General features: G+C 37.4%; 11 protein-coding genes and 1 tRNA gene. 2 read left to right on the forward strand and 10 right to left on the reverse strand.

Annotated elements, in window-relative coordinates:
• Positions 1-126 precede the first annotated feature (126 nt).
• Positions 127-990 (forward strand): sigma-70 family RNA polymerase sigma factor, encoded by an 864-nt coding sequence (locus tag EG849_RS02330; RefSeq protein ID WP_026707723.1) that lies wholly within the window; start codon positions 127-129, stop codon positions 988-990.
• 546 nt (positions 991-1,536) lie between these two features.
• Positions 1,537-2,199 (forward strand): ribulose-phosphate 3-epimerase, encoded by a 663-nt coding sequence (gene rpe / locus EG849_RS02335; RefSeq protein ID WP_125011477.1) that lies wholly within the window; start codon positions 1,537-1,539, stop codon positions 2,197-2,199.
• A gap of 54 nt (positions 2,200-2,253) precedes the next feature.
• Here the strand turns inward: rpe and EG849_RS02340 are convergent, their stop codons facing one another.
• The 10 genes from EG849_RS02340 to EG849_RS02385 all read right to left on the reverse strand — a co-directional run bounded on the left by EG849_RS02340 (position 2,254) and on the right by EG849_RS02385 (position 13,074).
• Positions 2,254-3,144, reverse strand: coding sequence for a DUF72 domain-containing protein (locus EG849_RS02340; protein WP_125011478.1), 891 nt, complete (start codon positions 3,142-3,144; stop codon positions 2,254-2,256).
• Between the two features lie 37 nt (positions 3,145-3,181).
• Positions 3,182-3,985 carry a zinc-dependent peptidase gene (locus EG849_RS02345; RefSeq protein ID WP_125011479.1) on the reverse strand — a complete coding sequence of 268 codons (804 nt, stop codon included), beginning with the start codon at positions 3,983-3,985 and terminating at the stop codon, positions 3,182-3,184.
• A 50-nt stretch (positions 3,986-4,035) separates the two neighbouring features.
• Positions 4,036-4,112 (reverse strand) — tRNA-Arg (locus EG849_RS02350).
• A gap of 81 nt (positions 4,113-4,193) precedes the next feature.
• Positions 4,194-4,643 carry a GatB/YqeY domain-containing protein gene (locus EG849_RS02355; protein ID WP_125011480.1) on the reverse strand — a complete coding sequence of 150 codons (450 nt, stop codon included), beginning with the start codon at positions 4,641-4,643 and terminating at the stop codon, positions 4,194-4,196.
• A gap of 280 nt (positions 4,644-4,923) precedes the next feature.
• A complete protein-coding gene (gene ftsZ, locus EG849_RS02360; RefSeq protein ID WP_125011481.1) occupies positions 4,924-6,951 on the reverse strand; it encodes a cell division protein FtsZ in 2,028 nt (675 codons plus the stop codon).
• A gap of 66 nt (positions 6,952-7,017) precedes the next feature.
• Entirely contained in the window at positions 7,018-8,409 is a 1,392-nt protein-coding gene (gene ftsA, locus EG849_RS02365) for a cell division protein FtsA (protein ID WP_125011482.1), read from the reverse strand.
• Between the two features lie 3 nt (positions 8,410-8,412).
• Positions 8,413-9,138, reverse strand: coding sequence for a cell division protein FtsQ/DivIB (locus EG849_RS02370; RefSeq protein ID WP_125011483.1), 726 nt, complete (start codon positions 9,136-9,138; stop codon positions 8,413-8,415).
• Positions 9,125-10,474 carry a UDP-N-acetylmuramate--L-alanine ligase gene (murC, locus tag EG849_RS02375; protein WP_125011484.1) on the reverse strand — a complete coding sequence of 450 codons (1,350 nt, stop codon included), beginning with the start codon at positions 10,472-10,474 and terminating at the stop codon, positions 9,125-9,127. The genes EG849_RS02370 and murC overlap by 14 nt, the downstream gene beginning before the upstream one ends.
• Positions 10,475-10,561: 87 nt before the next feature.
• Positions 10,562-11,653, reverse strand: a complete 1,092-nt coding sequence (murG, locus tag EG849_RS02380) for an undecaprenyldiphospho-muramoylpentapeptide beta-N-acetylglucosaminyltransferase (protein ID WP_125011485.1) — start codon at positions 11,651-11,653, stop codon at positions 10,562-10,564.
• An 83-nt stretch (positions 11,654-11,736) separates the two neighbouring features.
• Positions 11,737-13,074 (reverse strand): FtsW/RodA/SpoVE family cell cycle protein, encoded by a 1,338-nt coding sequence (locus EG849_RS02385; RefSeq protein WP_125011486.1) that lies wholly within the window; start codon positions 13,072-13,074, stop codon positions 11,737-11,739.

Here is a 13,074-nt window from a genome sequence, read left to right on the forward strand (position 1 = left end):
TCAATAATTTACAAAATTAATTTTAATTATTAAAAGACAATTAGATAATTCTTTGAAATTTTTGTAACTTTTTGGGCACTCCTTACGTATAACAATCTGAATACTTAAAATTTAAGGAAAACCTACATGAGACAACTAAAAATTACCAAGCAGGTAACAAATCGTGAAACTGCTTCTTTAGACAAATACCTACAAGAAATTGGAAAAGTTGACTTAATTACCGCTGATGAAGAGGTAGAATTAGCACAGAAGATCAAGGCGGGAGACCAAAGAGCATTAGAAAAATTGACAAAAGCCAATTTACGTTTCGTGGTTTCCGTAGCAAAACAATATCAAAATCAAGGACTTACACTTCCCGATTTAATTAACGAAGGAAACTTAGGACTTATTAAAGCCGCACAGCGTTTTGATGAAACGCGCGGTTTTAAATTTATCTCCTATGCCGTTTGGTGGATTCGCCAGTCGATTCTTCAAGCTTTGGCAGAACAGTCCCGTATCGTTCGTTTGCCGTTGAATAAAATTGGTTCGATCAATAAAATCAACAAAATGTATGCTTTGTTAGAGCAATCTAATGAAAGACCTCCTTCTGCTGAAGAAATTGCGAAAGAATTAGACATGACCGTGAATGACGTAAAAGAATCTATGAAAAACTCTGGACGCCACCTTTCAATGGATGCGCCGCTTGTGGAAGGAGAAGATTCAAACCTTTATGACGTTTTGCGTTCGGGTGAATCTCCAAACCCAGACAGAGAATTGATCCATGAATCGTTGCGTACAGAAATTGAGCGTTCTTTAGAAACATTGACGCCAAGAGAAGCTGATGTTGTAAGGCTTTATTTCGGTTTGGGCGACCAGCATCCCATGACTTTAGAAGAAATCGGCGAAACTTTTGATTTGACCCGTGAGCGCGTGCGCCAGATTAAAGAAAAAGCAATCCGCAGATTGAAACACACTTCAAGAAGCAAAATCTTAAAAACATATTTAGGATAACCAATTGCAACATTTTCTAAAATCAATTTTGATTCTTAAGATAAATTTGTAAATTGTTTTCCGAACAGACACATACCGCAATAGTTAACGCAACAACAGTTTCAAAACTGTTCGTTTTTTGATTGATGATTGAAACTCCGGCTGATTACCGGAGTTTTGTTTTTTTATCAAACAAAACATCCGGTCTGTTCTCCGGCACGGCGGATCGGGTTTCCGAAGTTTTGTTTTTATAAAACTTCACAATTCAAAGTTCAATAAAAATCATACTTTGGGCGTGCCACAAAAAAAAAGCTGACGCATTTTTTTGCTGTCGGGCTTACCGCTCCCAATCTTTTATTTTTTAAGAAAAAAATAAAAGGATTTCCGCTCAAATCCCTCACGCTGACGAATTCAAACCAACACTTTTTTTTCAAAATTCAAAATTCTTTATTCCAAGTTCAACATTCAAAGCTTAAAACAAAAGTTTAGAATTTGTACCTTTGCAAAAATTTTAAATATCCAACTCGGAATTCTGAATTTTAAACAACAGACAACATAACTACAAAAATGAAAAACACACTAATTGCACCATCAGTTCTAGCCGCTGATTTTGGAAATTTACAGCGCGACCTTGAAATGATCAACAATAGCGAAGCCGACTGGTTTCACATTGACATCATGGACGGCGTTTTTGTTCCAAATATTTCTTACGGAATGCCCGTTTTGGAAACAATCCAAAAACACGCTAAGAAAACCATTGACGTCCACTTGATGATTATCGATCCCGACCGTTACATCAAAACTTTCGCTTCCCTTGGAGCTAATGTTTTAAGCGTGCATTACGAAGCTTGTAACCATCTTCACAGAACGCTTCAGGCAATTAAAGCCGAAGGAATGAAAGCAGGTGTAGCAATTAACCCGCATACAAGTGTTACGCTTTTAGAAGACCTTATTAACGATATCGATGTGGTTTGCATCATGAGCGTAAATCCTGGTTTTGGCGGACAATCTTTCATTGAATCGACTTACAAAAAAGTAAAACAGCTGAAAGAAATCATTATCAGAAACAATGCTTCTACCTTAATTGAAGTGGATGGCGGCGTAACCAATAAAAATGCAAAGCAATTGGCAGAAGCCGGAGCTGACGTTTTAGTTGCTGGAAGCTATGTTTTCAAAGCAGAAGACCAAATGGCAACCATTGCTGATTTGAAGAAAATCACTTCAATTTAAACGATTATACAATTTTAAAAAAAGCCTGCAAAGAATTATTTTGCAGGTTTTTTTTTATCCAAACAAATCACCTTGCTTCTCTTGTTTTGCCGGTATTTTTAAATTTAATTTCAATTCTTTATTTAACCGCTCGATAAAATAAGTAGCAAGCAACGGAGATTCAACTTCAATATTTTGATGGACAAAAAAATACAATTTTTGCAATCCTTCTTTTCGCCACTTTTTAATCCTGGCAATCCAATCGTCTAATCTTTCCACATCTGAAGAATGGTTCGCACCAACATATCTTATAAAAGCAACCGAATTAGTCAATCGCATGTGCAGCATATCGCGTCGGCCGGCCGTGTCCACAATTATATTTGCCATATCGTGCTGCTGTAACAAATCACAGAATTGGTCTTGCACTTTTTCATCGCTAAACCATTCTTGGTTTCTAACCTCAATTCCAAGCGGCACTCCTTTGGGAAAATCTTCGACAACTTTTGCCAGCCGTTCATAATCTTTAGGTTTAAAATTGTCGTGAAGCTGTAAAAAAGCCATTCCCAGTTTATCATCAAAATTGCTAATAGAATTGCAGAAATCATTCACCACTTCTTTCACATCAATTAATCTTTTAAAATGGCTGATCGTATTTGTCAACTTTGGGAAAAACTTGAAATTTTCAGGCGTTTTATCTTTCCATGTTTCAACTTGTTCCCAAGATGGCATTCGATAAAAAGTCGCATTCAGTTCAATTGAATTAAATTGCGTGGAATAATACGCTAATTCATCTTTTGTACCGCGCGGATAAAAACCTTTGAGTTCGGTTCGGTTCCATTTGGCACAGCCTACGTACACTTCAAAATCGTTTCCTTTTGTAGCACTCAAAACCTTTTTTGTTTGGGGCGCATCTTTCGGCAGGGTAAAATCCACCAAACCCGGATCGGTTACTTTTCCAAAATCCATAATTTTTTAAAGTAAAGGTATAAAGATTTGAAATAGGTCATTTGAAATTTATCATTTTCCTAACTCTGTCATATAACTCAGGAAGCTGCTTTTTAAACGTTTCAGGCGATTCAAAGAAATGTTCCAAAATAACGGCCAAAAATTCATATTGGTTTTCGTAGGCATATTCCCTGAAATATCCTTTTGAAATCAGCGTTGCAAAAAGCGCTTCATCTTTGTAGCTATTGGCGATCGCATTAAATTCATCATAGAAAATCGCAGCGCTCGGATCATTGCTTTTCAACGCGTGAAAATGCAAAACGTGTGCAAATTCATGCAAGCCAAGATTTACATTATCGCTGGAATTTTGATGCCCCAAAAGAAAATCTTCCCAAGAAAAAACAACCGCTTTCAACCTCGGATTATATTCTCCTTTGTGATATTCTTGATTGGAAGCAGAAAAATATTTTGCGGGATAAATTACAATCTTATTGAACCTCTGCACCAAATAATGGCGCATTCCAAAAGTCAGCATTACATAAGTTGCAGCAACGAGAAGCATCATTTCTTGGGTTATCGCAATGTCGTTCCCAATGAATTTATACGTTTTCAGGAAACAATTTATTCGGTGTTCAAAGTAGACCTTTTTTTTATCTGAAAGCCTTCTGTAAAACGCAAATTCATTTTGAAGCATCAATTTGTGTTTGGGCTGTAATTTCTTCGGAAAAGGATAAAAATAAAGATACAACGGCTTATTAAAAATCAAAATATAACCCGATTCCACTATTTTAAAAGCCAGCATTGCTCCCAAAATTAGAATTGGCCCGACTAATAATAGCAAGAGAATAATTTGCTGTATCATTTTTTTTTGGAATTAAAAAAAAAGCCAAACAGTAAGTTTGGCTTTAAAAATGGTGACCCTGGAGGGGTTCGAACCCCCAACCCTCAGAGCCGAAATCTGATATTCTATCCAGTTGAACTACAGGGTCATTTTTGTTATTGACTTCTTAGATTTTTGGACTTTAGAAAGCCTAAGTTGTCTAAAAGTCTAAGAAGGATAATTATTTAATTTAAGATAATAATTTTTTCACGATGGTAGAAATTGTCTTTCCGTCTGCTTTTCCTGCTAACTGCGCAGCAGCTTCGCCCATCACTTTTCCCATTACAGCCATCCCTGATGCGCCTGAATCTGAAATAATTTTTGCAACTACCGCCTCAACTTCAGCTTCTGATAATTGCGCCGGAAGAAATTTTTCAATTATGGCAGCTTGCTCTAATTCGGGAGCTGCCAAGTCAGGCCTTCCTTGTTCATTATAAATGTTTGCGCTGTCTTTTCTTTGTTTTACCAATCGTTGCAAAAGCTTGATTTCGTCTTCTTGAGAAATTTCTTCTTTTGAACCTGATTCTGTCTGTGCCAATAACAAGGCAGATTTCACGGCTCTTAATGATTCAAGACTAACGGTGTCTTTGGCTCTCATTGCCGTTTTTATTTCTTCGTTGATCTGTATTTGTAAGCTCATTTTATTTGGTTCTGTTTGCGTTATTGTCCTGTTTTTTAAAGAAATTCGAATAGTTTCTCTAATAGCCCCGATTGAAGGGAAAATCCTTTTTCATTTAAAAAAATGAAAAAGATTGTACCGGAAAGCGGGAATTGCCATTACTAAAAAAGCCTAAACGATTCGCTTCCAATTCCTTCCTACCTCGTCCATGACGGTTTTACCACAAAGACCCTGCGAAGATAAAAAAAATAACCCGAAAATCAATGAATTTTCGGGTTATCAGAATTATGGTTTGAGTTAGTTAATCTACGTTATCGTGAAGGAACGAGTTGTTTGAACGCAACTGTAAGTCGTCGTTGCTGTCTGTTCCTAATGACATCCTAGATTTGCTAGTGTCAGCCTGGGTATTGCTTAAATCGATACCCATTCTTTTGTATGCTGGCTCTTTTTCAAATTCATCAACTCTTGATGGATTGTTGTGAAATTTGTAATTAAATTCTTTCATTTTAGCTCTTCGCTCATCGGCTCTTTTTTTCAAAGTCTGCTCAATTGTCATTTCTAACGGAGAGATTTCTTCAAAAGCTGGATTGGTGAATTTTGGAGTTTCCACTTTCATGGTCAACTCTAATTCTTTATCAACCGGTTTTTCAACTATTGCAACCGGCTTGGATTGAACCAATTCGTTTTCTACTTCCATATATTCTTCAAGCGAATATCTTACGATTCCTTTTTCGTTCAATTCTGTCATCGGAACTACTTGAACCGGCTGGTTTACTTGAATTTCTTTCGTTTCGTTTGATAATTCAAAAAGAATCCTGTCTTGTTTTGGAGCTTCTCTTGGTACTTCCACTTCTTGTTTTACAGGAAGATCAAATGAAAAAGTGATTTGCTCTTCTTCTTTTTTATAAGCTACGAATTCGGGCTGGAAAACTTCCATTTCTCTAACTTCAGGAGTCGTAATGTAAAATTCGTGCTCGCTGATTGGCGAAACAATTTGGAATTCAACATCAATATTTTTGATAAATTCTGTTGTTTTTACCAAATCAGAAACGGGAGCGACGGGAGCAACAGGAGCAATAGGAACGATTGGCGCTACAAATTGTACTTGCTGAACTGGCTCTTCCGCCACTTTTACTGGTTCTTCTACTTTTGCATCAAAGACATTATACTCTTCTAATTCAAAAACAACTCTTTCAGTGTTCGCTACTGTTTTTTTTTCTTCAGGAGCAGAAAAATCAAAAGATGAAACTACTGGTTTTGGAGACAAATCGTGGCCCATTCTTTGGTTTTCTTCAAGAGAATGGATGATTTTTTTTGGCTCTGTATTTACGATTTCGTTTTGTTGTTCTACGTTAAATCCCGTTGCGATAATGGTTACAGCGATTGATTCTCCAAGAGTTTCGTCTTCACCAACACCCATAATGATGTTTGCGTTGAAGCCTGCCTCCACTTGAATGTGGTCGTTGATTTCACCGATTTCGTCAATCGTGATTTCGTTAGTTCCAGAAACGATAAGCAACAATACGTTTTTGGCACCTGTAATTTTGTTGTCATTCAACAACGGAGAATCTAATGCCGAAACGATTGCTTCTTTGGCACGGTTTTCACCAATTGCGATCGAAGAACCCATAATGGCAGTTCCGCTGTTTGACAAAACGGTTTTAGCGTCTTTTAAATCGATATTTTGAGTGTAGTGGTGCGTGATTACTTCAGCAATTCCTCTTGAGGCTGTTGCCAAAACTTCGTCCGCTTTTGAGAAACCAGCTTTAAAACCAAGGTTTCCGTACACTTCTCTTAATTTATTATTGTTGATTACAATCAACGAATCTACTTGTTTTCTTAGTCTTTCAACACCCAATAACGCTTGTTCTTGGCGCACTTTTCCTTCAAATTGAAAAGGAATAGTTACGATCCCAACGGTCAAGATATCTCTATCTTTAGCCAATTGGGCAATTACCGGCGCAGCGCCCGTACCCGTTCCGCCACCCATTCCTGCGGTGATGAAAACCATTTTTGTATTGCTGTCCAACATTTTTTCAATGTCAGCGATGCTTTCGATTGCAGACTGTTGCCCAACCTCTGGGTTTGCACCCGCACCAAGACCTTCAGTAAGGTGAACCCCTAATTGAATTTTATTTGGTACAGTACTGTTTGCCAAGGCTTGAGAATCAGTGTTGCAGACAATAAAATCCACCCCTTTAATTCCCTGCTGGAACATGTGGTTGATCGCGTTGCTACCGCCACCTCCGACACCTATTACTTTAATTACATTTGATTGATTTTTAGGTAAATCAAATGAAATACTTCCAAAATCTGAGTTGCTCGTCATAATATTTGGTTTTAATTTCTTTTCTTTTTCTTAATTTTTTTTTCGGCTAATACTCTATCTGCCTCGTTATTCTGCGTTATCTAAAAATTCTTTGATTTTATCAATATACTTGTCAAAGAATGATTTCTTCATTCGGTCGCCGGTTGGATTTGATTTTTCAGCTACTGCCATTTTTTGAACTTGTTCTGCCTGAACTTCTTCCGTTTCATAAACTTGTTCTGCCACCGGTTCTCTTCTGATTGGCGCCACAACCACTTTTTCAGCCTCTATTTCTTTTAACGGAACTGCACTGATTGTATTGTTTCTGATGCTGTTCATTACCAATCCAACTGCCGTTGCGTACAAAGGACTTGAAATTTCTTCGCTAGAATTCCCAGCTAAATGCTCATTTGGATATCCGATTCTGGTATCCATCCCAGTGATGTATTCTACCAATTGCTTCACATGTTGCAATTGAGCTCCACCACCTGTCAAAACAATTCCTGCGATTAATTTTTTGCGAGGATCTTCGTGACCGTATTGTTTGATTTCTGTAAAAACCTGCTCAATAATTTCCACAACGCGTGCGTGAATTATTTTAGACAAGTTTTTTAACGAAATTTCTTTTGGCTCTCTTCCTCTCAAACCTGGAATAGAAACAATTTCATTGTCTTTATTTTCTCCTGGCCAAGCAGATCCGAATTTTACTTTCAACAATTCCGCTTGTTTTTCAATAATCGAACATCCTTCTTTGATATCATCCGTAATTACATTTCCTCCGAAAGGAATTACAGCGGTATGACGAATGATTCCGTCTTTGAAAATTGCCAGATCAGTTGTTCCGCCACCGATATCGATCAAGGCAACACCTGCTTCTTTTTCTTCTTGGCTTAAAACCGCATCCGCTGAAGCCAAAGGTTCTAACGTCAATCCAGATAAATCTAAACCAGAACTTTTAATGCATCTTCCTACATTTCTGATCGAAGAAGCTTGCCCAACGACTACGTGAAAACTAGATTCTAATCTTCCGCCATACATTCCGATTGGCTCTTTAATTTCGGCTTGACCGTCAATCTTAAATTCTTGTGGCAAAACGTGGATAATTTCCTCTCCGGGAAGCATCGCCAATTTGTGCACTTGATTGATCAACAGGTCGATATCATTATCACTGATTACTTCTTCAGGATTGCTTCTGCTGATGTAATCGCTGTGTTGGATACTGCGAATATGCTGTCCGGCGATTCCCACAACAACGTCTTTAATTTTGTAACCTGAATCCACTTCAGCTTCGTGAACCGCTTGCTGAATGGATTGGATTGTTTGCGTGATATTATTTACAACACCTCTGGCAACACCCAAACTTTTAGATTTTCCTACACCGAGAATTTCTAATTTTCCATAGTCATTTTTTTTGCCAATCATAGCGACAATCTTGGTTGTCCCAATGTCTAAACCTACTGCAATGCTCTCTTTTTCCATATCCTAATTTTTGGTGCACACTACCTGTTGCGTAAACTTCAGATTTACTGTCTTGTAATTATTTATCAAACTGTCTTGAACTGCCTTCTGAAAAAAGGCTTTGTAGTTCTTGAACTTTTTATCAACATTTATTGTCTTGCCAAAATCAATCACATAATTGAAATTTCTGTTCCTCATTTTTAGGCTTCCGCCCGGCAAAACTTCGACTCCGATGATGTTTTTTTGCAAAAATTCGTCGTCGTAGATGTAGCGAAAAACCTTGATCAAATCTTGGTTGTTTTGCTTATTAATTGTACCCGAAACAATGGGCACCCTTGCCGTAAAATTATCAGATAACGGCATCTTATGTCCTTCATAATCAACATAAAAAGAACCATCAGACCCGAACACCCTTGCCACTGGAGTTTTCTGTTTTACAACAGCTTTCAACACACCATCAACCGTCACGAATACTTCACATTTTTGTATCATATTGTGATTATTGAGGTTTTGCTCCAATCCCTTCAAATCTACCTTATCTTTTTGAATGTTTTTCACACTCGAATTATTTTCTATTAACAATTTATTAACCGATTCTTCGGTAATAAACGGACTGTTTTCATCTACAAATTCGACTACGATTTTCTTCAATTTCCGTTCACTATTTCTTTTTGAAGTGAAGGAAAACAGGAAGATTACCAACCCGAACATCCCTATCAATTTTACATTTATCCAGTTAAACTTTTTCATTTAATGCTTGTTTAATTGGTTTCACTAACTCACCGATATCGCCCGCTCCGATGGTCACGACAACTTTTGCGTCGCTATTTAAAATTACGGAAATTAATTCGTCTTTTGCAACTAATTTCTTGTTATTATTTGTTATTTTTTCTAATAACCAGTTTGAATTTACGCCTTCAATTGGCAATTCTCTTGCGGGATAAATATCCAATAAAATTACATCATCAAACTGAGACAAGCTTTCTGCAAATCCATCGATAAAATCTCTTGTTCTGCTAAAAAGGTGCGGTTGAAAAATAGCCAGCACTTTTTCATTTGGATACAATTCTCTAACCGCTTGATTTACGGCGTTAATTTCTGTTGGATGATGTGCATAATCATCGATATAAACTAAATTTTCTTCTTTAATTTGATATGAAAATCTTCTTTTCACACCTTTAAAAGTGAATAATGCTTTGGCAATGTGATCGGTCGGGGTGCCGTAGGTATTTGCCATTGCCAAAGCGATTAAAGCATTGGTCAAATTATGTTTACCTGGTAAATTAAATTTCAAATCGGTGATTGTTTCTGTCGGCGTTTGCACGTCAAAAACATAAGCGCTGTTTTCAATTCTCACATTGAAAGCGCTATATTCTGCCTCTTCATTTACCGCTACCGAAATTCCTTCCAATGGCAATCCCTTTGTTATAAATAAATTATTTTTGTCTTCAACTTTATTCGCAAATTCCACAAACGAAGCTTCAATAGATGCAGAATCACCATAAATATCTAAATGATCTGCATCCATTGATGTGATGCACGCAATATTTGGATGCAAATGCAAGAAAGAACGGTCAAATTCATCGGCTTCCACAACGGTAACCGTTTTTCCAGTTCCGATTAAATTTGAATTGTAATTCTCTACGATTCCTCCTAAAAAAGCCGTTACGTCAGCACCACTTTCGTATAAAATATGCCCAAGAATACTTGACGTCGTCGTTTTTCCGTGGGTTCCAGCAACTGCAAAACAGAACGTATCTTTTGTAATTATTCCAAGAACTTCAGCTCTTTTTTTGATTTCAAAACCTCTTTCCAAGAAAAAATTCCATTCTGAATGCGTTTTTGGAACGGCTGGAGTAATAATGACCAACGTGTTTTCAATGAAATAATCCTTTGGAATCAATGCAATAGCATCTTCAAAATGAATATCAATTCCGATGGAAGCCAACTCTTGCGTCAATTCGGTTTCTGTCTTGTCATATCCAGATACATTTTTTCCGATGGCCTTGAAATAACGCGCCAATGCACTCATTCCGATGCCTCCGATTCCGATGAAATAAACGTTATGTATCTGATTTAAATTCATTTTTTTTAGTTTCTAAGTTGCTGACATGCAAAGCTTCTAAATTTCCTTTATTGTCTTTGCTCTTGGCTATTTTGTTTTGGCAATTGCCTATTTTATCAATTTTATAATTTCGTCAACAATATCCTTTGTTGCATTTGGCGTGGCCAATCTTTTTATGTTTTGGCTTAATTCAATTTGTAAATTTTGGTCGCTTAACAGATTGTTGAATGTTTCTGTAAATTGCGTATCCAACTCATTTTCTTTGACCATCAATGCGCCATTTTTATCAACGATTGCTTTGGCATTTTTGGTCTGGTGGTCTTCCGCAACATTTGGCGACGGAATGAAAATCACTGGTTTTCCGACCAAACATAATTCTGAAACCGAAGAAGCTCCAGCTCTTGAAATTATGAAATCTGCCGAAGCATAAACCAAATCCATTCTGTCAATAAACGCTACAACCTGAACATGTTCTTTCTCATTAAAATGTTGGTATTCATCGATGTAAAACTTACCACATTGCCAGATGACCTGAACATTTTGTGATGTAAAATTCACCAATTCTTTTGCAATCAATTGGTTTATTCTTCTGGAACCCAAGCTTCCGCCAAGAATCAACAACACTTTTTTATCAGCGTCTAACTTGAAATATTCTTTTGCTTCTGCATTTTTTCCGTGGATGTCAATTAAATCTTGGCGCACCGGATTTCCGGTCAACACCATTTTGTTCTTTGGAAAAAATCGTTCCAAATTTTCATAGGCCACGCAAATTTTGCTCGCTTTGGCACTCAACCATTTGTTTGTAATTCCGGGATAGGAATTTTGTTCTTGGATCACTGTTGGAACTCCGGCAAAACCAGCCACTCTCAACAACGGTCCACTTGCAAAACCACCCGTTCCGATAACGACATTGGGTTTAAAATTTTTGACAATCGTTCTTGATCTCAACAAACTGTCAAAAAGCTTGAAGGGAAAAAGTGTATTGTCAATCGTCAATCTTCGTTGTATTCCTGAAATCCAAAGCCCTTTTATCGGATATCCGGCTTGCGGGACTTTTTGCATTTCCATTTTGTCTTTTGCTCCAACGAACAAAATCTCACAATCAGGAAAACGTTCTTTTAATTCATTGGCAATAGCAATCGCTGGGTAGATATGTCCACCAGTTCCGCCACCGCTCAATATGAATTTTAATTTTTGCATTTTTATTTTTTTACCGCAGATTCACAGATTTTTTAGTCTAAACTGAAATCTCAATTCTCATTACTCAATTCTGAAATCTTACATTATTTTCCGAGAACTGCATTCATCGGATTATCACTTGCATCTTCAATCGCGTATCTTTGTTCAACTTTTTCGTTGGTGTATTCGCTTTCTTCCTCTTCATTTTTTTCTTCTTCATCTTCTAATTCACCGTTCATTTCTCTTTCGATTAATCGCTGAAGCGCTTCTTCACGTTTGGCTTTTTCCAAAATTTCTTGGGCAATTTCTTCGTCTTTTTTGGTCACGCTTAAAATAATTCCGAGAGAAACACAGGTCATCCAAATGGAACTTCCTCCGCTACTAATTAGTGGCAACGTTTGTCCGGTTACGGGCAATAATTCTACGGCGACAGCCATATTGATCAAGGCCTGAAAGACTATGGGAAATCCTAATCCGACGACTAATAATTTTCCGAATAGCGTATTTGCTTTGTGTGACGCTATTAAAAACCGGATGAAAAGCATGATGTATAAAAACATAATCACGACTGCACCGATCAATCCATTTTCCTCTACGATAATGGCATAAATAAAATCGGAAGAAGACTGAGGCAAGAAGTTTTTTTGGACACTTTTTCCAGGCCCGAGTCCGTAGAATCCGCCTGTTGCAATGGCAATTTTCGCTTTGTCGATTTGATAATTATCTTCGTCAGGTTTGTCTCCGGTAAAATTTTCAATACGGCTAATCCAAGTATCCACGCGGTGTGGGAACGCATCTGGAAACGCTTTTGCTACCAATATAAAAAATGTCAGGAAAATTATTCCGGCTCCAATAATTGTTGCCAAATATTTCAACGGATATTTTCCAACGAAAACCAACATCGAAACCATGGCAAAAATCAACGCTGCGGTTGAAAAGTTAGCCGGAAGAATCAACATCAAAATAAAAAATACCGGAAGCCATAACTCAATGACCGACTTTTTAAATGAATCTTCAATTTCTCTTTTCTTGGCCAGATATCGTGCCACATAAATCATCAAAACCATCGATGCCAAAGTCGAAGTTTGGAAACCGATACCGATGAAAGGAATCTGGATCCAACGGCTAGCATTGGCTCCGCCGATAGTTTTTCCTTGAAAAAGGGTGTAGACCAAAAGCAAGGCAACAATCGGCATGGCAAACCAAGAAATGGCCTTGAAGTAATGATAAGGCACTTTGTGAACCATGTAAATAATCAAAAATCCGATGCCCAGGTGTGCAAAATGTTTGATCAAAAAACTAACCGTGTTTCCTGAACCGTTTGCGCCGTACGCCAAATTACTACTCGCGCTATAAACCGGCATAAAAGAAATCAGCGCCAAAAGGGCGATGAATGCCCAAATGACCTTGTCTCCTTTAAGATTGTTTATAAACTCTTTCAT

The organism is Flavobacterium macacae (genome assembly GCF_003865365.1).
GTDB lineage: Bacteria > Bacteroidota > Bacteroidia > Flavobacteriales > Flavobacteriaceae > Flavobacterium > Flavobacterium macacae.